The following is a 22,391-nucleotide window of genomic DNA, read 5'->3' on the forward strand; positions in this document are numbered from 1 at the left end:
CCGCTCAGCCGGCGTCGGCAGGCCCGCTGGTGGTGTTGACCGCCACGCCCTCCTCCTGCGCCGCGCGGAAGCGGTCGAGCAGGCTGTGCAGCATCTCGGTCGAGAGGCCGTGGATCACCAGCCGGTAGCCCGCGCGCAGGGTCGACAGCGGCACCAGCGGATGCTTGTTGTTGACCAGCACCAGGTGCTCGGGCGCCGCCAGCAGCGTGGCCGCGTAGATGCCGATGGTCTCGTCGAGCTGCAGCGAGTTGGCCGCGCGCCAGAAATCGTTGTCGGTGAGCATCAGCTGGTAGAGCGGCGTGAACAGCTCGATCGCGCTCTGCAGGTCGAGGAAGTTGAGCTTGCCGTGCGGCATGTCCTCCAGCTTCAGGCCCGGGTCGCGGATCATCGAGAAATCGACGTGCTCGGGCTTGCACAGCTCCAGCCCCTTCTCGCGCAGCGCCGTGTTGAGGCGGATCACGAAGTTGAACAGGTTCAGGTCGTGCTTGAGGAAGGTGTGGTCCTTGAGCGCGTCGATGTCCATCGGCGTCAGCGGCGTGGTGGCCACCGGCACCGGCGAATTGGCGCCGATGAAGGCCAGCACCTGCGAGCCCAGGTGGAAGTGCCGCAGGATCAGCCAGTTGGCCTCGGGCGACACGAAGTGCTGGAGCCCCCAGGCCAGGAAGCGGTGCAGCAGCCCCGAGTGCGACCAGTTGCGCGGCACGAAGACCTTCACGACCTGGAACAGGACGATGAAGGTGCGCGCCAGCGGCCGCAGGAAGGGCAGCAGGAACTGCCGCGAGGCCGAGCTCGAATCGGCCAGCCAGGCCGCCTTGACCTCGTCCGGCAGCGGCGTGCTCTGGTCCAGATAGAGCGCGCGCCAGGGGCTGGGGTCGCGTTCGTCGTGCGGCTTGGAGAGAAATTCCGGGATCGGGTGGCGGCTCATTTCATCCTTGCGTGATGTGCTGGAACTGCATCAGGTAAAGCGATGCCGTGTGGCGCGCGGTCTCGACGATCTTCCGCGGTGCATCGCCCGCGGGGTCGATCGCCATCACCATCTCGACCGCCATCAGCCAGCGGCTCAGGTGGTGCTCGTCGTTGTGGCCGTGGTACTCGAGAAAACGGAACACGTCGGGTGGCAGCTTCAACGCGGCCTTCAGCAGCGGCAGCAGCGCCGGCACGATGCGCTGGCCCGTGCCTTCGATGACGTAGATCGCGCCCAGCAGCCCGATCGGGTTGGGCGTGGCGGCCAGGCCGTGCAGGTAGGCGTTGAGCGCCTCGCCGCCCGGATTGCGGTGCAACTGGGCGATGTCGTTGACCGGGCCGCCGGCCTTGCGGTAGTCGTCGAACAGGATCTGGAAGTCGTTCTGCTCCTCGCCCGCATGCACGTCGATCAGCGCGGCCAGCGTCTGGTAGTCGCCGGTCAGCGAGGCCGCGCCTTCGCGCATCCAGAGGCTGCCCTCGCGCACCTGCGGCACCCATTGCGCCATCCAGTTCAGGTAGTCGGGCACGGCGAAGCGGCGCTCGCGGATCTTGCGCACCAGCGGCGTGCGCCAGACCTGCGAGCGGTAGTCGTGCCAGACCGAGGCCAGCTCGGTGAGCAGGTCGCGCAGGCCGTCGGGGGCGGCGCCGGGATCGTGCGGCGGCGCGATGAACTCGTCTTCGGCCGGGGCCGCCTTGGCTTGCGGCGCGGCGACCGTGGCCGGCGGCGCGTCGGCGGCTTCGACCTCGAGCAGCATGTAGGCGGCCATGAAGCGGCCCGACTCCGGCACGTAGCAGAAGATCTGCTCGCCGGGCTGGAGGGTGCGGGTCTGCAGGAATTCCGCCAGCATCACAAGGATCGACGCCGCGCCGGTGTTGCCGCGCCAGGCCAGATTGCTGTACCAGCGCTCGCGCGGGATCGCGAGGCCGGCCTTGGCCATCAGGTCCTCCACCACCGGGATGAATTTCTCCGAGGAGTAGTGGCACAGGAAATGGTCGACCCGCGCCGGGTCGACCCAGCCGTCCTTCACCAGCTGCGCGTACTCGTGGATGCCGATGTCGAACAGGTGCGGCAGCAGCCGGATGTCCTGGCGCAGCGACAGCGCGCCCGCGGCCTCGGCCTCGGCCCAGGAGCCGAAGTCGAGGTGGCCGCGCTCGCGGTCCTCGGTCAGGCCGAGCTGCATGCAGACCGGGTAGTCGCCCGAGAAGGCGCGCTGGTGCACCCACTTGAGCCGGAGCTTCAGGCCCTTGTCGCCGGCCAGCGCCGCGCCGTCGGACAGCAGCAGCGCGCCCGCGCCGTCGGACAGCATCCAGCGCAGGAAGTGCGAGTCGAAGTCGGTCTCGTAGCCGCGCGCGGCGAAGCGCGAGCGCTTGAACAGGCGCGAGGGCATCTCGGCCGCCACCGCGAGCGCGCTGCGGTGCGCGCCCAGCTCGATGCCCTGGGCGGCGGCCTGGATCGCGCCCACGCCGGCCGCGCAGATGCCGTGCACCGACAGCGTCTCCATCGGCGGCGCAGCCAGTTCGCCCTGGATCATGTTGGCGAAGCCGGGCATCAGCGTGTCGCCGCCCGAGGAGCCGCTGGCCAGCATCGACACCTGCGTCAGGTCGGCGCCGCCGCGCGCGAGGCAGTCGCGGATCGCGCCGGCGGCGAGCTGTGCGTTGGTGAACGTCGTGCGGCCCTCGGCATCGATCGCGTAGTGGCGCGCGCGGATGCCGTTCTCGGCCAGGATCCGGCGCTTGATGCGCTGCGACAGGCGGTTGAGCGGTGCGATGTAGTCGTCCATGCGCTCGTTGTCGACGGGGTCGCCGGGCAGGAAGCTGCCGGCACTCTGGAGATAGACGCGTTGGAAGGGAACGGGCATGGGATTCAGTGCGAGGAAGGGTCGACGGCAGGACGCGCGGGCATCAGCGAGCGGCTGCGAAAGCGCGGCACGACGGTGCCGAGCACGAACACGCGGAACATGTACGGCAGCAGGCCGCCTTCGTTGAGCGCGGGGTCGACGCGCCCGCGGTAGGTGTCGCGGTGCAGTCGGGTGAGTTCGGACCAATGGGCATGTGGGTTCTCGTGGTGAGCGGTGTGAAGCCCGATGTTGAACAACAGCGGGTTCACCAGCCCCTCGAAGTTGCGCGCGTAGTTCAACGCGCCCCGTTGCGTATCGCCTGCTGCGACTTTTTCGCGCTGCGAACGGCCATCGGCATGCGCATGCTGCAGGTAGTTGGTGGCCAGCAGCCAGTGCAGGCCGTGCAGCTGCGGCACGATCACGAACAGCAGCGCCCGGCGCCAGTCGATCGCCAGCAGCAGCGCCCAGGAGCCCAGCCACACCGCGTACTGCGCCAGGCAGTAGCGGAAGGCGCCCGGGCCGCGCCGGCGCAGCGCCGCGAGCCAGCCCAGGATGTGCGGGTACAGCACGAACACCGCCTGCAGCGGATGCAGCAGGTAGCCCCACAGGTGGTTGGTGTCGCCGCCGAAGCGGTAGGTGCGCGCCACGTCGCGCTCGCCGTGCCGATGGCGGTGGTGGTTGGCCACGTGCGCCGGCCAGAACACGAAGGTCGGATGGCCCTGCAGCAGCGTGATGCAGAGGTCGGTGGCCCGGTTGGCCCGGCGCCCGCGCCACATGCGCAGGTGCGTGTGGTTGTGGTGGATCACGCCGATGCCCAGCGTGAGGAAGAGCATCAGCGCATAGAGCGGCCACCAGAAGCCGTGCACCCATTGCCAGGCCGCGAGCGCGGGCAGCGCCACCAGGTAGGCCAGGCTCTGCCAGTCGCGGAAGTGGCGCAGGCGCGGCATGCGTGCGCGGGTCAGGCGCCAGGCCCTTGTGTCGCCTGCTTGCGGCGGAAGGCCTCGAGCTGCACCTCGGCCGCATCGGCCGGCAGGCGGGTGCCGAACAGCCGGTCCATGAAGGTGAACTGGAAACCGTAGTTGCCCGCATGCGCCGCGTGGTGCAGGTGGTGGCGCCGGCTGGCGGCGAACCAGTGGCCGTAGGACACGCGGGTGAAGAAGTCGTAGTTGGCGTGGCCGATGCAGTTGAAGAACAGGCTGAACACCGGCACCGAGGCCAGCGACCAGAAGCTGAAGTCATGCACCAGCATCGGCCAGAGGATCACGTTGCCCAGCATCAGGGCCTCGATCGGATGGAAGCTGTAGGTGGAGAACGGCGTCGTGACCACCGAGCGGTGATGCGGTCCGTGAAAGCGCCGCAGCGGCTTGGTGTGCAGCAGCCGGTGGTTGATCCAGAAATGCACGTCGTTCCAGACCGCCAGCACCAGGATTTCGAGCGTGATCTGCCAGCCGCTGGCATCGACCGCGAGCCGGGCCCAGCCCAGCTGCAGCAGGCCCCAGGGGAAGACCATGCCCAGGCCGAAGATCAGCACCGACAGGCCCGACTGCGTGAACTCGCGGCGCCATTGCTCGGCGCGCACCGGCCGTGGATCGAGCACGCGGCCGATGCCCAGGGCGGGCAGCACCCGCTGCGTGAGCAGCCAGGTGATCGCGCCGAAGCTCAGGTAGAGGCCGCCGAAGAAGGCCAGGCCCCAGAGCATCACCGCGGGCAGCGACAAGGACTGGAAAGCCGCGCCCATCAGTCGGCCACCGGTGCGCTCATCGGCCTGCGGGCGCTCACTCGACCTTGACGCCGGAAGCGGCGACGATGCCCTTCCACTTGAGGTAGTCGGCCTTGACCAGCGCGCCGAAGGCCTCGGGCGTGAGCGGCCGCGGCTCGGCGCCCTGGGCATGGATCGCCTCGCGCACTTCGGGCAGCGCCAGCTGCTTGTTGATGGCGGCGTTCATGGCCGCGACCACGTCCTTGGGTGCGTTGGCCGGCATGAAGACGCCGTACCAGGAGCTCACGTCGAAGTCCTTGAGCGGGGTCGATTCGGCGATCGTCGGCACGTCGGGCAGGCTGACGCTGCGCTTGGCCGAGGTCACGGCCAGGGCACGCAGCTTGCCGGCCTTGATCTGCGAGATCGCCGAGGGAATGGACGACACCATCATCGAGACCGTGCCGCTCATCGTGTCGATGACCGCCGGGTTGGAGCCCTTGTAGGGCACGTGCGTGATCTTGATGCCGGCGTCCATCTTGAACATCTCGCCGGCCAGGTGGATGGTGGTCCCGTTGCCCGGGCTGCCGTAGGTGATGGTGTCGGGCGCGGCCTTGGCCGCGGCGATCACGTCGGCCATGTTCTTGAAGGGCGAGTTGGCGGCGGTGACGATCACCAGCGGCGACTCGGCCACCAGCGCCACCGCCGTCAGGTCCTTCGACGGGTCGTAGCTCAGGCCCTTGTAGAGCCAGGGCGCCACGGCCAGGTTGTCCTTCTGGCCCATGACCATCTCGTAGCCGGTGGCGGGCATGCGCACCGCCTCGGTGATGCCGATGGTGCCGCCGGCGCCCGGCCGGTTGTCGACCACCACGGTCCACTTGTTGGCTTCGGTCAGGCGCTGGCCGACGATGCGCGACAGGATGTCGGTGCCGCCGCCCGGCGGGAAGGGAACGATCAGGCGGATCGGCTTGTTGGGGTAGGCGGCCGTGCCCTGCGCCAGGGCGGCGCTCGGGGCCAGCGTGAACGTCGAGAGGGCCGAGAGGGCCAGCAGCGATAGCAGTGTCTTGCGATTCATGTCGAGTGTTGTCTCCGTCGCCGATGCGGAGATCGCAACAGCCTCAGGCCGCGCAGTCTACTGGAGCACCGCCCGGCGCTCAGTTGAAGCGCACCCCGGGCCGCACGGGGCTGCTCTGCTCGCTGCGCAGCGGCACGCCCTGCAGGGTGTCGAAATCCGAGGGCGCCTCGGGCACGCGCACCTCCTCGAACTCCAGCAGCGAAGCCACCCAGCGCCCGGCGGCCGAATCGGCCGGCTCGTCGTTGGTGAAGACGCCGTCGCGGATGTAGAAGGTCTCGCCCGCGCGCCGCTCGGCATGCAGCTCGCTCAGGCGCGCGATCGAGAAGGCATAGGTCACCAGCTTCTCCTTGGTGCGGCGGTCCTTGCCGCCGCAGCTGAAGAGGCCTTCGTTGGCGATCACGATGCAGGAACCCTCGACCTGGTCTTCGACCTGCGAACCGGCACGCCAGACGGCGGTAGGCAGGCGCACGCGCACCTTGTCGATCACCAGATCACGCTGCTTGTTGAGGGTGGTCAGCGGCGGTACCAGCGAACGCAACTGGGCCAGGCGCTCGACAAAGTGATCGTCGATGGTGAAGCTCACATGGTGCGTGGCACCGCCGGAGCGCTTGACGACCTGCATGATGACGTGGCGCGGGTTGTTCAAAATGGTCCTCCTTGAGGCCGGGTCGGTGATCGTCACGGGAGAACGTGTCTCCACGCAGAACGGCCGACCCTTCGCTCAAGAATCAGAAAACAATCGAAAACTCAAGAATCATTTGTTTCTAACTCTTACACACCATTTCACTGCACCGCCTCCCGAATTTCAAGTACCCGTTTGAACTACATCGTTCGAAAGTACGGAAATCCTTCGGGTGCAATCAGCGATTACCCGCCCTCGGGCAGCGGCGCCGCGCCTTCGAGCTGCTCGGCCAGCGCCTTGCAGGACGGGGCACAGACGCTCTGCGACTTGCCCAGCACCTGGCGCGTGCGCATCTGCGAGCGCAGGCGGTGCTTGCCGCACATGAAGCAGGACATGGTCGCGCCGCTGAAGGACGAGGACGCCCGGAAGGGCGAACCCGAGGGCTTGGACTTGTAGCGCAGTCCGTCGGCCACCACGGCCGTCTTCACCTCATCCTTGGACATGGGCGGCATCCGGTGCGGGAGGGGTGGCCATGGCGCGGGCGATGGCTTCCTTGGCGCGCAGTTCGGCGGCCATGGCGGCGTCCAGGCCGGAGCGGCACAGGCCGGCGTACGGGTACTGGAGGTTTTCATAGACCTCGGCGGCCGCCGGGTAGCTGTCGAGCAGCTGGCCCAAAGCCGCGCCGGGGGCCACGTCGGCGAATTCGTGCACGAGGTGCATCACGACCGAACGGTACTGGTCCGCGCCCACCGGCACGGCGCTGTGGTCGAGCCGCTCGAGGAGCTGGGCCAACCTTTCGGTGACGTCGAGGTTGATCTTGGGAGTTGCGTTCATGGATCGAAGTTGGGGCATTCAGGGCCGTTTGCAAGGTCCGCGCCAGGCAGTGCCGGCGCGACGAGCGCAGGCCTCTTACCATTGGCGGCTGGGTACCGACCATACCGCGCTTGCGGACCGACCCTTCCAGACGCTTTCCAAGACCCCCTTCCGAGCGGCTCCCCGCCGCGTGATCCGACATGCAACTCAACTACATCGCCAATGCCGACGTGCCCTCCTCGTCGGGCCGCACCCTGCCCGTCATCGACCCGTCGGACGGCCAGGTCTTCGAAGAGATCCAGCGCAGCAACGCCGCCGACATCGACACCGCGGTGCGCGCCGCGCGCGACTGCTTCGAGAGCGTCTGGCACAAGGTGAGCGCGGCCGAACGCAGCCGCCTGCTCTACCGCCTGTCGCAGAAGGTCGCCGAGCACGTGGACGAACTGGCGCTGCTCGAGCAGCGCGACTGCGGCAAGCCGGTCAAGCAGGCCCGCGCCGACGCGCTGGCGCTTGTGCGCTACTTCGAGTTCTACGCCGGCGCCTGCGACAAGCTGCATGGCGAGACCATTCCCTACCAGGACGGCTACAGCGTGTTCACCTGGCGCGAGCCGCACGGCGTGACCGGCCACGTGATCCCCTGGAACTACCCGATGCAGATCTTCGGCCGCAGCGTGGGCGGCGCCCTGGCCGCGGGCAATGTCTGCGTGGTCAAGCCGGCCGAGGACGCCTGCCTGTCGCTGATCCGCGTGGCCCAGCTGGCGGCCGAAGCCGGCTTCCCGGCCGGCGCGCTCAACATCGTGACCGGCTACGGCCATGAAGTGGGCGACGCGCTGGCGCGCCACGAAGGCATCGACCACATCAGCTTCACCGGCAGCCCCAAGATCGGCACGCTGATCCAGCAGGTTGCGGCCGAGCGCCACTGCCCGGTCACCTTGGAGCTGGGCGGCAAGAGCCCGCAGATCCTGTTCGCCGATGCCGACATCAACGCCGCCATCCCGACGCTGATCAACGCCATCGTGCAGAACGCCGGCCAGACCTGCTCGGCCGGCTCGCGCGTGCTGATCCAGCGCGACATCTACGAACTGGTGCTCGAGCGCCTGGGCAAGGCCTTCGAGGCGCTGCGCGTCGGCCCGGCCGCGATGGACCTGGACGTGGGCCCGCTGATCCGCCAGACCCAGCAGCAGCGCGTCTGGGACTTCCTGTCCGACGCGCAGGTCGCCGGCATCCCGATGGTGGCGCAGGGCGTGGTGGTCGACGAGGCGCCCGAAACCGGCTTCTACCAGGCCCCGACGCTGCTGCGCGACGTGCCGGTGGACCACCGCCTGGCGCAGGAGGAAGTGTTCGGCCCGGTGCTGGCCGCCATGTCCTTCCGCGACGAGGACGAGGCCGTGGCCCTGGCCAACGCGACCCAGTTCGGCCTGGTGGCCGGCGTCTGGACCGAGAACGGCGCCCGCCAGTTCCGCATGGCCAAGCGCGTGCGCGCCGGCCAGGTCTTCATCAACAACTACGGCGCCGGCGGCGGCGTGGAGCTGCCCTTCGGCGGCGTGAAATCCTCGGGCTACGGCCGCGAGAAGGGTTTCGAGGCGCTGTACGGCTTCACCACGCTGAAGACCATCGCGGTCAAGCACGGCTAGGACTGGCTCTCCCCCGGGGCTTCGCGCACTGCGTGTCGCTTCGCCCTCCCCCCTTCCGGGGGCAACACCAGCGGCCCGGCGAAGCCGGTTCCGCGGTAGGACTGGGCTCTCCCCCGGGGCTTCGCGCACTGCGTGTCGCTTCGCCCTCCCCCTTCCAGGGGCAACACCAGCGGCCCGGCAAAGCCGGTTCCGCGGTAGGACTGGGCTCTCCCCCGGGGCTTCGCGCACTGCGTGTCGCTTCGCCCTCCCCCTTCCGGGGGCAACACCAGCGGCCCGGCGAAGCCGGTTCCGCGGTGTTTCACGAACAGACCGGAAGACGCGCTCGTCAGGCTAGCGCGGTGTCCAGCATCATCATCAGCACGAAGCCGATCATCAGCCCGCCCGTGGCGAAGGCCTCGTGCCCCTTGCGGTGCGACTCCGGGATGATCTCGTGGCTGATCACGAACAGCATGGCGCCGGCCGCGAAACCCAGGCCCCAGGGCAGCAGCGCGGCCGAGTAGCCCACGACGGCGGCGCCGATCACGGCGCCGATCGGCTCCACCAGGCCCGAAGCCATGCCCAGCCCGACCGCGAAGGCGCGGCTATAGCCCGCGGCCAGCAGCGCCACCGCCACCACCAGGCCTTCTGGCACGTCCTGGATCGCGATGCCGGTGGCCAGCGCGTTGGCGCGCAGGCCTTCGTTGCCGGCATAGCCCACGCCGATGGCCAGGCCCTCGGGCAGGTTGTGCAGCGCGATCGCGATCACGAACAGCCAAGTGCGCCGCAGTTTCTGCGCCGAATGGCCCTCGCGCCCCTTGATGAAGTGCTCGTGCGGCAGCACACGGTCGAGCATCAGCAGGGCCAGTGCGCCCAGCAGGATCGCACTGCCCACCACGCCGCCGGCCGCCCACGGGCCGCCGCCGAAGGCCTGGCTCGAACGCGCGGCCTCGAGGCCCGGGATGATCAGCGAGAACGCGCAGGCGGCCAGCATCACGCCGGCGCCGAAGCCGAACAGCGTGTCCTGCACGCGGTCCGAGAGCTTCTGCGAGAAAAGCACCGGCAGCGTGCCCAGCGCGGTGGCCAGCGCCGCCACCGAACCGCCGACGAAGGCATTGAAGACGACGGCGTTGCCGGCCACGAACTGCCAGAACTGGGCAAGCAGCACCGCCACCCCGGCCGCCACGATCAGCCAGCCGACGCACTGCCGCATCGACCACCCCTGGCGCACCGCCACCGACCGTGTCTCGTCCATCCTGTCCTCCTCAGGCACGCGCTGCGGCGTAGCGCCGCGCCACTTCGGCCCAATCCACCACGTTGTAGAACGCCGCGATGTATTCGGGGCGACGGTTCTGGTACTTGAGGTAGTAGGCGTGCTCCCACACGTCGAGCCCGAGGATCGGCGTGTTGCCCGAACCGATGCCCCGCATCAGCGGACTGTCCTGGTTGCCGCTGCTCTCGACGGCCAGCTTGCCCTCCTTCGAGACGCCGAGCCAGGCCCAGCCGCTGCCGAAGCGCGTCAGCGCGGCCTTGGTGAAGGCCTCCTTGAAGGCGTCGAAGCCGCCCAGGTCGGCGTCGATGGCGCGGGCCAGTTCGCCGTCGGGCACGCCGCCGCCGGTGGGCGACATCACGGTCCAGAACAGGCTGTGGTTGGCGTGGCCGCCGCCGTTGTTGCGCACCGGCGCGCGCAGGGCTTCGGGCAGCTTGTCGAGCTCGACGATCAGCTGCTCCACGGGCTGCTCGGCGAAGGCCGTGCCCGCGAGCGCGGCGTTGAGGTTGTTCACGTAGGCCTGGTGGTGCTTCGTGAAATGGATCTCCATCGTCTGCGCGTCGATGTGCGGCTCCAGCGCGTCATAGGCGTAAGGCAGGCTGGGGAGGACGTGAGGCATGGCAAGGTTCCTTGGCTTTGAAAAAATCGGGAGATCGCTCAGTGCAGCGTGGCGCCGTGCGCGGCGTGCGAAAAAGGCATGCAGCCGGCACGCAGCGCGGCCACGATGGCCGGATCGCTGCCGTGCTCGGCGAGGTGCGCCAGCAGCGCGGCGTGGGTCTCGCGGCTGTGGCGGAAGGCGGCTTGTTGCAGCGCGGGGTCGGCCGTGGCGCTGCGCAGCAGCGCCATAAGCGTGCAGTGGGCGGTGCGCAGGTACGCCGCGGCATCGTGCTCGCGGTCCGCGTTGCGGCAGAGGTCCGCCAGTTGCAGGTGCGTGACGACGAAGGCCGCCATGCGGTCGTCCGCCCGCGTGGCGTCGCCGGACGCCAGCAAGGCCTGCGCGATGGCCAGCGCCTGCAGGCAGGTGCGCTCGGCCAGCACGGCTTGGCCGCGCCGCATGGCATCGCCAACGCCGCGCATCAGGCCTTCCCATTCGGGCAGTCCGGAGGGCGGCGGCACGACGGGCGTGAGCGGGAGACCCGGAGATCGGTTCATGCAAAGCTCCTCTCGGTTCACCCTTTGCGTCGAATGGAGCTTTGCGTACTCGGGTCATCAAATGATAGTCATTCGCACCAAAGACGTCCATCCAGGGGTTTTACCGACGAGGGCGAACCCGCCCTGCCCCCGGTCGGCTTGTCCCGGATGACGAAACGGCCGGAGCGATCAGGTAAATTGGCTTCTGCACGCCACCCCGCCATGAATGAGACCTTCGTCCCCCTCGCCGACATCGGCCGCGCCTCGACGCGCGCGCCGGTGGCGATGCAGCGCGTGCCGGCCACCGGCCTGCTGCACGACCGTCTCGGCCGTCCGCTCACCGACCTGCGCATCAGCGTGACCGACCGCTGCAACTTCCGCTGCAGCTACTGCATGCCCAAGGAAGTGTTTGACAAGGACTACCGCTACCTGCCGCACGGCGCGCTGCTGAGCTTCGAGGAGATCACGCGGCTGGCCAGGCTGTTCGCGGCGCACGGCGTGCGCAAGCTCCGGCTCACCGGCGGCGAGCCGCTGCTGCGCAAGAACCTGGAATCGCTGGTCGAACAGCTCGCGGCCCTGCGCGCGCCCGACGGCCAGCCGCTGGACCTGACGCTGACCACCAACGCCTCGCTGCTCGCCCGCAAGGCCCGGGCCCTCAAGGACGCCGGCCTGCAGCGCGTGACGGTGAGCCTCGACAGCCTCGACGACGCGGTGTTCCGCCGCATGAACGACGTCGACTTCCCGGTGACCGAGGTGCTGGCCGGCATCGATGCGGCCCGGACCGCCGGGCTGCCGGTCAAGATCAACATGGTGGTCAAGCGCGGCACCAACGACCAGGAGATCCTGCCGATGGCGCGCCACTTCCGCGGCACCGGCGCGGTGCTGCGCTTCATCGAATACATGGACGTCGGCGCCACCAACGGCTGGCGCATGCACGAGGTGCTGCCCTCGGCCGAGGTGGTCGCGCGCATCGGCGCCGAGTTCCCGCTGCGCCCGCTGCAGGCCTCCGCGCCCGGTGAGACGGCGCAGCGCTGGGCCTATGAAGACGGCGCCGGCGAGATCGGCGTGATCAGCAGCGTGACCCAGGCCTTCTGCGGCGACTGCAGCCGGGCCCGGCTGTCGACCGAAGGCAAGCTCTTCCTCTGCCTGTTCGCCAGCAGCGGCCACGACCTGCGGCCCCTGCTGCGGGCCCCCGAGTCATCCGACGACGCGATCCTGTCGACCATCGGCCACATCTGGCAGGGCCGGTCCGACCGCTACTCCGAACTGCGCGCGCTGCGCGCCCCCGACACGAGCGACCCGGGCGCGCCCCGCCGGGTCGAGATGAGCTACATCGGCGGATGACGATCTCCACCCAAGACATCACGGGCCTGGTGCTCGCCGGTGGGCGCGGCGCGCGCATGGGCGGCGTCGACAAGGGCCTGCAGCCCTTCGACGGCCTGCCCCTGGCCCAGCACGCGGCGCGGCGGCTCGCGCCGCAGGTCGGCGCGCTGCGCTTCAATGCCAACCGCCACCGCGCGGCCTACGAAGCCTTCGGCGCGCCGGTCTGGCCCGATGCCGACGACAGCCGGCCGGGCCCGCTGGCCGGCTTCCTGGCCGGGCTCGCGCATTGCGACACGCCCTGGCTGCTGACCGTGCCCTGCGACACGCCCCTGTTCCCGCTCGACCTGGCGCGCCGCCTGGCCGATGCACTGGCGGCCGCGGAGGCCGAGATCGCCGTCGCCTGCGCCCCCGAGGCCGATGCGCAAGGTGCCACCGTGTGGCGCCCGCAACCCGTGTTCTGCCTGCTGCCGACCGCGCTGCGCGACAGCCTCGCGCGCTTCATCGCCCAGGGCGGCCGCAAGATCGACGCCTGGACGGCCGGGCATCGCACGGTGCAGGTGCGCTTCGACGCACCCGGCGCCTTCGCCAACGCCAACACGCTGGACGAACTGCAGGCGCTCGAGGCACTGGCGTCGCGATGAAGCGCATCGCCGAGATCGCGGCCGCGCTGAGCGGCCATGACCCGCAGGCGCTGAGCGTCGAGGGCGTGCACGCCTTCCTGGCCCGCCTCGTGGGCCCGGCCGCGGAGCGGCCCCACGAGACGGTGCCGCTGCATCTGGCGCTCGACCGTGTGCTGGCCCGGGACATCGTCTCGCCCTTCGACGTGCCGCCGCACGACAACTCGGCCATGGACGGCTTCGCCTTCGATGGCGCGGCGCTCGACGGCGCCGCGGGCGAGCTCCGCCTGCAGATCGCCGGCACGGCGCTCGCGGGCACCTGCTGGCGCGGCCGGATCGACGCGGGCCAGGCGGTCCGGATCACGACCGGCGCGGTGATGCCGCCAGGCCTCGACACCGTGGTGCCGCAGGAGCTGTGCACGGTCGACCAGGGCGAAGTGCGCTTCGCAACGACCCTGCTGCGCCGCGGCGCCAACCGCCGCTTGGCCGGCGAAGACCTCGCGGCCGGCCGCGCCGCGCTGCGCGAAGGCGACCGCCTGGGCCCGGCCGCGCTGGGCCTCGCCGCCAGCCTCGGGCTGGCGACGCTGCCGGTCTGGCCGCGGCTGCGTGTCGCCAGCTTCTCCACCGGCAACGAGATCCTGAGCCTGGGCGAGGCACCGCGCGAAGGCGCGGTCTACGACAGCAACCGCTACACGCTGCTGGGCCTGCTGACGCGGCTGGGCTGCGAGATCGTCGACCTGGGCGTGGTGCGCGACGATCCGGCGGCACTCGAAGCCACGCTGCGCGAGGCCGCGCGGCAGGCCGACGTGATCATCAGCAGCGGCGGTGTGAGCGTGGGCGAGGCCGACCACACGCGCGCCGTGATGCAGCGACTCGGCGACATCGCTTTCTGGCGCATCGCCATGCGGCCGGGCCGGCCGATGGCCGTGGGCCTGGTTGCACGCGACGACGGCAGCGACGCCCTGCTGTTCGGTCTGCCGGGCAACCCGGTGGCCGTGATGGTGACCTTTCTCGCCTTCGTGCGCCCGGCCCTGCTGCAGCGCATGGGCTGCAATGCCGCGCACCGCGCACCGCCGCCGCTGCTGCGCGCGACCACGGCCAGCGCGATCCGCAAGAAGCCGGGCCGCACCGAATACCAGCGCGGCTTCGTGCGCACCGTGCCGGGGGCATTGCCCGAGGTGTGTGTGGCGACGAACCAGGGCTCGGGCGTGCTGCGCTCGATGGCCGAGGCCAACGGCCTGGTGGTGCTGCACCACGACCAGGGCAGCGTGGCCGCGGGCGAACCCGTCGACGTGATGCTGTTCGACGGCTGCATCTAGCGCGCACTTTGCGTCGCGTCCCCCCTCGCAGGGGGCAACACCATCGGCCCGGCAAAGCCGGTTCCGCGGTGTTTCACGAATGACCTGGGCCCAACCAATGGCTCAGAGGCGTCCCAGTGCCTTGTCGACGCCCTTGTTGGCCAGCATGTCGGCCCGCTCGTTGCCCGGATCGCCCGAGTGGCCCTTGACCCAGCGCCATTCGATCTGGTGACCGCCCTCCTGCACCAGCGCATCGAGGCGCTTCCAGAGCTCGACGTTCTTGACCGGCTGCTTGCTGGCGGTCATCCAGCCCTTGGCCTTCCAGCCCTTGATCCATTCCGTGATGCCCTGGCGCACGTACTGGCTGTCGAGGTACAGGATGACCTTGCAGGGCCGCTTGAGCGCGGCCAGGCCTTCGATCACGGCCTGCAGCTCCATGCGGTTGTTGGTGGTGGCGAGCTCACCGCCGAACAACTCCTTCTCGGTCGGGCCCGACTTGAGCCATGCGCCCCAGCCGCCCGGGCCGGGGTTGCCCTTGCAAGCCCCGTCGGTATAGATCTGTACTTCGTTCAAGAACCTGTTCCTTTGGATGACGATGGGTGGTGCGAACCGGGTTCGCGGTGCATCCGGCCGGCGATCGGCACGGGTGCGCTGGCGCGCTGCGAGGCACGCCGCCAGTCGGCGCTCAGCAGGCGCATGCCGCGCACCCGCTTGACCGCGACCAGGAAATAGACGGCGCCGAAGATCGGCCACCAGCGCTCGCCGGCGGTGTCGAACCAGCGCAGGCGCTCGAGCCAGGCCTCGCTGCGCACCGCCGGACGGTACACCCCGAAACGCCCCGATTCCACCTCGAAGCTCAGCAGGCGCAGCCAGTCGCGCATGCGCCAGTAGCCGATGAAATCGCCGGTCTGGGGCAGGAACAGCTCGCCGAAGCCCAGTTTTTTGTAAAGATGGGCGCGCCGCTGGCGCATGCCCCAGAGGCTGGTCGGGTTCAACCCGCAGATGATGACCCGGCCCTCGGGGACCAGCACGCGCTCGACCTCGCGCAGCGTCGCGTGCGGATCGGGGCTGAGTTCGAGCGTGTGCGGCAGCACGATCAAGTCAAGGCTGTTCGCGGGGAAGGGCAAGGCGGAGAATTCGGTCAGCAGCGCCGCACGGCCCGCGGGCACGGTGTCGGCGAGGGCCAGCCAGCGGTGCGGCATGCGGTTGGTGCGCAACGCGTCGATACGCCCCGAGCCCAGCTGCAGCGCGTGGTAGCCGAAGACATCGGCCACCGCCTGGTCGAACTGCGCCTGCTCCCATGCCAGCAGGTACTGGCCAGGCGGGGTCTCGAACCAATCCTGCAAACCTATAATTTGACCGCTCATGACCCTTGTTCCGCTGCCCGCCTTCGCTGACAACTACATCTGGATGCTGCAGAACGGGAGCCACGCGATCGTGGTGGACCCGGGCGACGCCCAACCGGTGTTCGATGCGCTCGCGCGCGCTCATCTGCAACTGGCCGCGATTCTAGTCACGCACCATCACGCCGATCACACGGGCGGTGTCGTGGCGCTGCGCGAGGCCACCGGGGCGCAGGTCTTCGGTCCGGCCGGCGAAAGCATTGCCGAGCCTTACACGCCCCTGGCGCGCGGCGACCACGCCGAAGCCCTGGGCCTGCGCTTCGAGGTGTTCGACATCCCGGGCCACACCGCGGGCCACATCGCCTTCTTCCTGCCCGCCGATGCGCGCCACGGCCAGGCGCCGATCGTGTTCTGCGGCGACACGCTGTTCTCTGGCGGCTGCGGCCGCATCTTCGAGGGCACGCCAGCGCAGATGCTGGCCTCGCTCGACACGCTGGCTGCGCTACCGGACGACACCCGCGTCTGCTGCGGCCACGAATACACACTTGCTAACCTGCGATTCGCCCGTGCGGTGGAACCCGGCAACGCCGACCTGACTCACTACACGGCGCATTGCGAATCGCTGCGCGCGCACGGTACGCCGACACTGCCCTCGCAGCTCGGCACCGAGCGCCGGATCAACCCCTTTCTTCGCAGCCGCGAAGCCACCGTCCTTCAAGCCGTGCGCGCACAGGCCCACCTCGGCGCCGACGCGGCCGAGGTCGAGGTGTTCGCTGCATTGCGCCAATGGAAAAACGACTTCCGATGAAATTTCTCTCCGCCGTCTGCCTGGCAGGCGCCGTCTTTCTCGCGGGCTGCGCCAGCACGCAGCAGCCTTCGTCGACGGACCTGCCCGCCACCGACGGCGGCATGCCACCCGTCGCACTGCCCGAAGGTTCCGCCGCGCCTGTCTACCCCGGCGGCGCGCTGACCCCCATCACCGCCGGACGTTCCGGTGCGAGCGCACGCAGCGTGGTCACGCTGGCGCCTCCGGTCGACATGTGGGACCGCATCCGCCGCGGCTTCAAGATGCCCGACCTCGACACCGACACGGTGCGCGAACAGGAGCAGTGGTATGCGGTGCGGCCCGACTACGTGCAGCGCATGACCGAGCGCTCCAACCGCTACATCTTCCACATCGTCGAGGAACTCGAGCGCCGCAACATGCCGACCGAGCTGGCGCTGCTGCCCTTCATCGAGAGCGCCTTCAACCCGCAGGCCGTGTCCAGCGCGCGCGCCGCCGGCATGTGGCAGTTCATGCCCGCGACCGGCAACGACTACGACCTCAAGCAGAACATCTTCCGCGACGACCGGCGCGACGTGCTGGCCTCCACCCGCGCGGCGCTCGACTACCTGCAGCGCCTCTACACCATGTTCGGCGACTGGCACCTGGCGCTGGCGGCCTACAACTGGGGCGAAGGCAGCGTCGGGCGTGCCATCGCCAAGAACCAGCGCGCGGGCCTGCCGACCGGCTACATGGACCTCACGATGCCGGCCGAGACGCGCGGCTACGTACCCAAGCTCCAGGCGGTCAAGAACATCGTGGCCGATCCGCAGCGCTTCAACGTCGACCTGCCGGTGATCGCCAACCACCCCTACTTCCAGACCGTGACGCTCACGCGCGACCTCGACGTATCGTTGGCCGCCAAGCTGGCCGACGTGCGCATCGAGGACTTCCGCGCGCTCAACCCCGCCGCCCACAAGCCGGTGCTGCTGGCCGCCGGCACGCCGCAGATCCTGCTGCCCTGGGACAACGCCGCCGTGTTCCAGCGCAACTTCGAGGCCTACAGCCAGGGCCAGTACGCCAGCTGGACCGCCTGGACCGTGCCCGGCACCATGACCGTGGCCGATGCCGCCCAGCGCTCGGGCATGAGCGAATCGGATCTGCGCGCCATCAACCAGGTGCCGCCGCGGATGCTGATCAAGGCCGGCTCGACGCTGATCGTGCCGCGCGGCGCGCGGGTGCAGGAAGACGTGGCCGCGCTGGTGGCGGACACCGGCCACCTGAGCTTCCAGCCCGAGATCGTGACGCGCCGCACCACCGTCAAGGCCGGCCGCAGCGACAGCGTGGCCAGCATCGCGCGGCGCTACCGCGTGAGCCCCGCCAGCGTGGCCGAATGGAACGACGTCAAGGCCAACCACGTGTTCGCGCGCGGCCTGAGCGTGGTCGTCTACCTGCCGGTGCAGGCCGCGCGTGCGGCCCGCGTGGGCAGTGGCACCGCGGTGCGCGGCGCGAGCGCCAGGACAGCCTTGCCGGCACGCCAGGCGGTGGCCGGCAAGACCGCCGTGGTCAAGACCCGGCCCGTGGTGGTCAAGAGCAGGCCCGCCCCGATCGTGCGCGAGAAGCGCGGCGGCACGCCGTCCAAGCAGAAACGCTGAGCGGCCGTCGCGGCAGGACGCGCGCCGCGCTCAGAGTTTCTCGGTCTCGCCGGTGCGCGGCTGCCATTTCATGAGGCGCCGCTCGACACGCCCCACGATGCCGTCGAGCGCCAGCGCGAAGACCGTGAGCACCACGATGCCCGCGAACACGGTGTTGACGTCGAAGGTGCCCTCGGCCTGCAGGATCAGATAGCCCACGCCGCGCGCCGAGCCCAGGTACTCGCCCACCACCGCGCCAACGAAGGCCAGGCCGACGGAGGTGTGCAGGCTGGAGAACACCCAGCTCGTCGCGCTCGGCAGGTACACCGTGCGCAGCAGCTGCCGCTGGTTGGCGCCCAGCATCTTCGCGTTGGCCAGCACCACCGGGCTCACCTCGCGCACGCCCTGGTAGACGTTGAAGAAGACGATGAAGAACACCAGCGTGACCGCCAGCGCCACCTTGCTCCAGATGCCCAGCCCGAACCACAGCGCGAAGATCGGTGCCAGGATCACGCGCGGCATCGAGTTGGCGGCCTTGATGTAGGGGTCGAGGATCAGGCTGGCGGTGGGCGCGAGCGCCAGCCAGAGCCCGCAGGCCAGCCCCAGCACCGTGCCGATGCCGAAGGCCAGCACGGTCTCGAGCAGCGTGGTGCCGAGGTGCCGGTAGATGTCCGCGTTGCCGGGCAGCCCTTCGGGGAACAGCGGGTTGGGCGGCACGGCGAAGGGCAGGAACCAGCTCCAGATGCGTCCCGCGACCTGGATCGGTTCGCCCAGGAAGAAAGCCGCCTTGTCGCCGCGCGACACCAGGTGCCAGGCCAGCAGCAGCACGACCAGCAGGCCGACCTGCCAGGCACGGGCGTTGCGTTCGGTGGGTCGGAACGTAGTCATGCTCACGCAGCCTTCTTCAACTGCTGCGCGTAGCCCTTGAGCACCTCGTCGCGCAACACGTTCCAGATCTGCGTGTGCAGCTCGACGAAGCGCGGGTGCGTGCGCACCTCGGCCACGTCGCGCGGCCGCGCGAGGTCGATCGCGAATTCGCCGATCGGATGCGTGGCCGGGCCGGCCGACAGCACCACCACTCGGTCGCTCATCGCAATGGCCTCGTCGAGGTCGTGCGTGATGAAGAGCACGGCCTTCTTCTTCCGGCTCCAGAGTTCGAGCACCTCGTTCTCCATCAACTGCCGCGTCTGTACGTCGAGCGCACTGAAGGGCTCGTCCATCAGGATGATGTCGGGGTCGAGCACCAGCGTCTGCGCCAGCGCCGCGCGCTTGCGCATGCCGCCCGAGAGCTGGTGCGGGTAGCGGTCGCCGAAGCCCGCGAGCCCCACGCGCGCGAGCCACTGCTCGGCTTGCGCGGCCGCATCGGCATCGGACACGCCGCGGTACTGCAGCCCGACCATCACGTTGTCACGCGCGCTGCGCCAGGGCATCAATGCCTCGGTCTGGAACATGTAGCCGGCGCGCGTGTTGATGCCCCTGAGCGGCTGGCCGAACACCTTCACCGTGCCCGACGACGGCTGCAGCAGCCCCGCGCCCACGTTGAGCAGCGTCGACTTGCCGCAGCCCGTGGGTCCGACCACGGAGACGAACTCGCCTTCGCGGATGCGCAGCGTGGTGTCGGCCACCGCGGTGTAGCGCTGGCTCGCATCGTCCTTCGCGCGGAAGGTGCACTGGATGTCGATCAGTTCGAGGGCGTAGGGGGAATCGGCGGACATGGTGCGGATGAAGGCGGACGCTCGGCGGTGGTGTCCCAGAAAAAACCCGGCCTGGGCCGGGTCGATGAACGCGGCCTCAGGCCTTGAAGCGCTCCTTCGCGCGCCGCGCGAAATCGTTGGTGTAGGTCTTGCTCAGGTCGATCTTGTCGGCCTTCACGCTGGGGTCGAAGCTGGCGATGGCGGTCAACGCGGTCTTGGGGCCCTCGGCCGGCACCAGGCCGTCGATGGCGATCGATTCGCGGATCTTGTCGAAGGACGCGAGGTAGAGCGCGCGGTCGCCCAGCAGATAGGTCTCGGGCACGGTCTTGATGATGTCGCTGGGGCCAGCGGTCTGCAGCCACTTGAGGCCGTGCACGATCGCGTTGGCCAGCGCCTGGCAGGTGCCCGGATTCTTCTGGATGAAATCGGAGGAGGCGTAGAGGCAGGCCGCGGGCATCAGGCCGCCGAACACGTCGTGCGTGCCCTTGAGCGTGCGGGTGTCGCTGATGATCTGCACGTCGCCCTTCTGCTCGAGCATGGTCATTACCGGGTCGGTGTTGCTGATGGCGTCGATCTGGCCCGAGCGCAACGCGGTGAGCGCACCCGCGGCCACGCCGACACCGATGAAGCTCACGTCGCTGGGCTTGAGCCCGCCGCGCGACAGCACCAGGTTGGCTACCATGTTGGTCGACGAGCCCGGTGCCGAGACACCGATCTTCTTGCCCTTGAGCTCAGCGATGTTCTTGTAGCCCGCCATGTTCTTGGTCGAGACACCCACTGCGATCTGCGGCGCCCGCCCCTGCAGCACGAAGGCCTGGAACATCTGGTTCTTGGCCTGCAGGTTGATGGTGTGCTCGTAGGCGCCGGAGCACACGTCGGCCGAGCCGCCGACCACCGCCTGCAGCGCGCGCGCACCACCGGCGAAGTCGGAGATCTCCACGTCCAGCCCCTCGGCCTTGAAGTAGCCCAGCTGCTCCGTGATGGTCAGCGGCAGGTAGTAGAAGGCCGCCTTGCCACCCACGGCGATGGACACCCGGGTCTTCTCGAGCTTGGCCTGTGCCACCACCCGCGGCACGGCGATCGATGCGGCGCCCAGCGCGGCGGCGGAGGTGAAGGTGCGGCGATTGAGCATGGCGCTTGGGTCCCTGGTTTGTCGTTCGGCTTGAAGACCGAATCGAGCTTAGGCGCGCGCATGCACCCGCTGCATCGGGAACATCCCGTGGGGGTTTCCACGTAAGCAAAAAGGAGGGTCATGGCCCTCCCGAAGGACGATCAGCGACCCGCGAAAACGATCGCGATATTGACCAGCAGACCCAGCGCCCAGACCGCGCTGCGCGCCGTGCCCGCACCGCGCACATAGAGCGCGATGTAGATCACGCGCAGCACCACATAGGCCACGGCCAGCATGTCGGTCCGCGCCTGTGCGGCATCGAGTTGGTGCGCGATGAGCACCGCGCCGATGAACAAGGGCAGGCCTTCGAAGCTGTTGGCCTGCGCCGCGTTGGCGCGGGCGCGCCAGCCGTTCTGCTTGGAGGCCCAGTCGCGCGGCGAGACGTTGTCGCGCGGGCCGAAGCTGCCGGCCTTGGCGATCCAGGTACACACATAGGGCAGCAAGGCGGCGACCAGTACGCACCAGTAGGCCAGGGGCAGGAAAGGCAGGCTCATGCGATGTCTCCGGTGGAAAACACGTCCTATCGACGGTCGACCAGCGCATGCGCGATGGTGCCGAGGTCGACGTACTCGAGTTCGCTGCCGGCCGGTACGCCGCGCGCGAGCCGCGTGACCGTGAGGCCACGCTGTCGCAGCGTCTCGCCGATCACGTGGGCCGTGGCTTCGCCCTCGGCGGTGAAGTTGGTCGCCAGGATCACCTCGACCACGCTGCCGTCGAGCGCGCGGTCGAAGAGTTTCTGCAGGCCGATGTCGTGCGGCCCGATGCCGTCGAGCGGGCTCAGGCGTCCCATCAGCACGAAGTAGTAGCCATGGAAGGCGCCGGTGCGTTCGAGCGCGGCCTGGTCGGCCGGCGTCTCGACCACGCAGAGCTTGCTGCCATCGCGCCGCGGATCGCTGCAGACCTGGCAGATCGGTGCCTCGGTGAAGGTGTTGCAGCGCTCGCAGTGCCGCACCTCGGCCGCCGCTTCCTGCAATGCGCGCGCCAGCATCTGCGCGGCCGGACGGTCGTGCTGCAGCAGGTGGAAGGCCATGCGCGACGCCGACTTGATGCCCACGCCCGGCAAGCGACGCAGCGCTTCGATCAGCATGTCGAGGGAACTGGAATCAGCCAACAGTCACCTCACGGAGAAAGAGACATGGAAACCCCGGCCCCGGGGGGCGGGGTGGTGAAGCCATCAGAACGGCAGCTTCATGCCGGCCGGCATGCCGGGCATGCCCGCGGTGAGCTTGCCCATCTTCTGCTCGCTGGTTTCCTCGGCCTTGCGCACCGCGGCGTTGAAGGCGGCGGCGACCAGGTCTTCCAGCATGTCCTTGTCGTCGGCCAGCAGGCTGGGATCGATGGTGATGCGCTTGACGTCGTGCTTGCAGGTCATGACGACCTTCACCAGGCCCGCGCCCGACTCGCCCTCGACCTCGATGTGCGCCAGTTCTTCCTGGGCCTTCTTGAGGTTGTCCTGCATTGCCTGCGCCTGCTTCATGAGGCCGGCCAGTTGTCCTTTGTTGAACATCGTTGGTCCTGATAGGTTGGGTG

25 protein-coding genes are annotated in these 22,391 nt (G+C 69.2%); 6 read left to right on the forward strand and 19 right to left on the reverse strand.

The window, feature by feature from the left end; translation table 11 throughout:
- Positions 1 to 4 precede the first annotated feature (4 nt).
- The 8 genes from A9977_RS04520 to A9977_RS04555 all read right to left on the reverse strand — a co-directional run bounded on the left by A9977_RS04520 (position 5) and on the right by A9977_RS04555 (position 7,028).
- Positions 5 to 925, reverse strand: a complete 921-nt coding sequence (locus A9977_RS04520) for a DUF6999 family protein (protein WP_183023696.1) — start codon at positions 923 to 925, stop codon at positions 5 to 7.
- Between the two features lies 1 nt (position 926).
- Positions 927 to 2,822, reverse strand: a complete 1,896-nt coding sequence (locus A9977_RS04525) for a beta-ketoacyl-ACP synthase III (RefSeq protein WP_183023697.1) — start codon at positions 2,820 to 2,822, stop codon at positions 927 to 929.
- Between the two features lie 5 nt (positions 2,823 to 2,827).
- A complete protein-coding gene (locus A9977_RS04530) occupies positions 2,828 to 3,748 on the reverse strand; it encodes a fatty acid desaturase (RefSeq protein ID WP_183023698.1) in 921 nt (306 codons plus the stop codon).
- 11 nt (positions 3,749 to 3,759) lie between these two features.
- The gene (locus A9977_RS04535) at positions 3,760 to 4,539 is read right to left on the reverse strand and encodes a sterol desaturase family protein (protein ID WP_183023699.1); all 780 of its coding nucleotides are present in this window, start codon (positions 4,537 to 4,539) and stop codon (positions 3,760 to 3,762) included.
- A gap of 37 nt (positions 4,540 to 4,576) precedes the next feature.
- A complete protein-coding gene (locus A9977_RS04540; RefSeq protein WP_183023700.1) occupies positions 4,577 to 5,572 on the reverse strand; it encodes a tripartite tricarboxylate transporter substrate binding protein in 996 nt (331 codons plus the stop codon).
- 79 nt (positions 5,573 to 5,651) lie between these two features.
- A complete protein-coding gene (locus A9977_RS04545; RefSeq protein ID WP_183023701.1) occupies positions 5,652 to 6,218 on the reverse strand; it encodes a hypothetical protein in 567 nt (188 codons plus the stop codon).
- A gap of 221 nt (positions 6,219 to 6,439) precedes the next feature.
- A complete protein-coding gene (locus A9977_RS04550; protein ID WP_183023702.1) occupies positions 6,440 to 6,697 on the reverse strand; it encodes a hypothetical protein in 258 nt (85 codons plus the stop codon).
- Positions 6,684 to 7,028: a hypothetical protein gene (locus A9977_RS04555; protein WP_183023703.1), complete on the reverse strand. Its 345-nt coding sequence runs from the start codon at positions 7,026 to 7,028 to the stop codon at positions 6,684 to 6,686. Before A9977_RS04555 ends, A9977_RS04550 begins: the two co-directional genes overlap by 14 nt.
- A 179-nt stretch (positions 7,029 to 7,207) precedes the next feature.
- Here A9977_RS04555 and A9977_RS04560 point away from each other — a divergent pair, with 179 nt between their 5' ends.
- Positions 7,208 to 8,641 (forward strand): aldehyde dehydrogenase family protein, encoded by a 1,434-nt coding sequence (locus tag A9977_RS04560; protein ID WP_183023704.1) that lies wholly within the window; start codon positions 7,208 to 7,210, stop codon positions 8,639 to 8,641.
- A gap of 325 nt (positions 8,642 to 8,966) precedes the next feature.
- Here the strand turns inward: A9977_RS04560 and A9977_RS04565 are convergent, their stop codons facing one another.
- The 3 genes from A9977_RS04565 to A9977_RS04575 are packed head-to-tail and all read right to left on the reverse strand — an operon-like array spanning position 8,967 to position 11,039.
- Positions 8,967 to 9,872 carry a ZIP family metal transporter gene (locus A9977_RS04565; protein WP_183023705.1) on the reverse strand — a complete coding sequence of 302 codons (906 nt, stop codon included), beginning with the start codon at positions 9,870 to 9,872 and terminating at the stop codon, positions 8,967 to 8,969.
- Between the two features lie 10 nt (positions 9,873 to 9,882).
- Complete coding sequence (locus A9977_RS04570; RefSeq protein ID WP_183023706.1) at positions 9,883 to 10,506, reverse strand: superoxide dismutase; 624 nt, start codon at positions 10,504 to 10,506, stop codon at positions 9,883 to 9,885.
- Between the two features lie 38 nt (positions 10,507 to 10,544).
- Positions 10,545 to 11,039, reverse strand: coding sequence for a hypothetical protein (locus tag A9977_RS04575; RefSeq protein WP_183023707.1), 495 nt, complete (start codon positions 11,037 to 11,039; stop codon positions 10,545 to 10,547).
- A 201-nt stretch (positions 11,040 to 11,240) separates the two neighbouring features.
- On the opposite strand from A9977_RS04575, the gene moaA reads away from it, so the two are divergent.
- The 3 genes from moaA to glp are packed head-to-tail and all read left to right on the forward strand — an operon-like array spanning position 11,241 to position 14,277.
- The gene (gene moaA, locus A9977_RS04580) at positions 11,241 to 12,362 is read left to right on the forward strand and encodes a GTP 3',8-cyclase MoaA (protein WP_183023708.1); all 1,122 of its coding nucleotides are present in this window, start codon (positions 11,241 to 11,243) and stop codon (positions 12,360 to 12,362) included.
- Entirely contained in the window at positions 12,359 to 12,982 is a 624-nt protein-coding gene (mobA, locus tag A9977_RS04585; RefSeq protein WP_183023709.1) for a molybdenum cofactor guanylyltransferase MobA, read from the forward strand. Before moaA ends, mobA begins: the two co-directional genes overlap by 4 nt.
- A complete protein-coding gene (glp, locus tag A9977_RS04590) occupies positions 12,979 to 14,277 on the forward strand; it encodes a gephyrin-like molybdotransferase Glp (RefSeq protein ID WP_183023710.1) in 1,299 nt (432 codons plus the stop codon). The genes mobA and glp overlap by 4 nt, the downstream gene beginning before the upstream one ends.
- Before the next feature lie 102 nt (positions 14,278 to 14,379).
- On the opposite strand, the gene rnhA is transcribed toward glp, so the two are convergent.
- Positions 14,380 to 14,829: a ribonuclease HI gene (rnhA, locus tag A9977_RS04595; protein WP_183023711.1), complete on the reverse strand. Its 450-nt coding sequence runs from the start codon at positions 14,827 to 14,829 to the stop codon at positions 14,380 to 14,382.
- Complete coding sequence (locus A9977_RS04600) at positions 14,826 to 15,602, reverse strand: methyltransferase domain-containing protein (protein WP_183023767.1); 777 nt, start codon at positions 15,600 to 15,602, stop codon at positions 14,826 to 14,828. Before A9977_RS04600 ends, rnhA begins: the two co-directional genes overlap by 4 nt.
- Before the next feature lie 19 nt (positions 15,603 to 15,621).
- Here A9977_RS04600 and gloB point away from each other — a divergent pair, with 19 nt between their 5' ends.
- Together gloB and A9977_RS04610 are read left to right on the forward strand one after the other, a co-directional pair.
- Positions 15,622 to 16,407 (forward strand): hydroxyacylglutathione hydrolase, encoded by a 786-nt coding sequence (gene gloB / locus A9977_RS04605; protein WP_183023712.1) that lies wholly within the window; start codon positions 15,622 to 15,624, stop codon positions 16,405 to 16,407.
- Positions 16,404 to 18,017: a transglycosylase SLT domain-containing protein gene (locus tag A9977_RS04610; RefSeq protein WP_183023713.1), complete on the forward strand. Its 1,614-nt coding sequence runs from the start codon at positions 16,404 to 16,406 to the stop codon at positions 18,015 to 18,017. The genes gloB and A9977_RS04610 overlap by 4 nt, the downstream gene beginning before the upstream one ends.
- 30 nt (positions 18,018 to 18,047) lie before the next feature.
- On the opposite strand, the gene A9977_RS04615 is transcribed toward A9977_RS04610, so the two are convergent.
- From A9977_RS04615 to A9977_RS04640, 6 genes are all read right to left on the reverse strand, one after another.
- Positions 18,048 to 18,884, reverse strand: coding sequence for an ABC transporter permease (locus A9977_RS04615; protein WP_183023714.1), 837 nt, complete (start codon positions 18,882 to 18,884; stop codon positions 18,048 to 18,050).
- Between the two features lie 2 nt (positions 18,885 to 18,886).
- A complete protein-coding gene (locus A9977_RS04620) occupies positions 18,887 to 19,711 on the reverse strand; it encodes an ABC transporter ATP-binding protein (RefSeq protein WP_183023715.1) in 825 nt (274 codons plus the stop codon).
- 76 nt (positions 19,712 to 19,787) lie between these two features.
- Positions 19,788 to 20,822, reverse strand: a complete 1,035-nt coding sequence (locus A9977_RS04625; protein ID WP_183023716.1) for an ABC transporter substrate-binding protein — start codon at positions 20,820 to 20,822, stop codon at positions 19,788 to 19,790.
- 140 nt (positions 20,823 to 20,962) lie between these two features.
- Positions 20,963 to 21,355, reverse strand: a complete 393-nt coding sequence (locus A9977_RS04630) for an MAPEG family protein (RefSeq protein WP_183023717.1) — start codon at positions 21,353 to 21,355, stop codon at positions 20,963 to 20,965.
- Between the two features lie 26 nt (positions 21,356 to 21,381).
- Positions 21,382 to 21,972, reverse strand: a complete 591-nt coding sequence (gene recR, locus A9977_RS04635; protein ID WP_183023718.1) for a recombination mediator RecR — start codon at positions 21,970 to 21,972, stop codon at positions 21,382 to 21,384.
- A 63-nt stretch (positions 21,973 to 22,035) separates the two neighbouring features.
- Positions 22,036 to 22,368: a YbaB/EbfC family nucleoid-associated protein gene (locus tag A9977_RS04640; RefSeq protein WP_183023719.1), complete on the reverse strand. Its 333-nt coding sequence runs from the start codon at positions 22,366 to 22,368 to the stop codon at positions 22,036 to 22,038.
- Between the last annotated feature and the right edge of the window lie 23 nt (positions 22,369 to 22,391).

Source organism: Variovorax sp. UMC13 (assembly GCF_014170375.1).
Taxonomy (GTDB): domain Bacteria; phylum Pseudomonadota; class Gammaproteobacteria; order Burkholderiales; family Burkholderiaceae_C; genus Variovorax.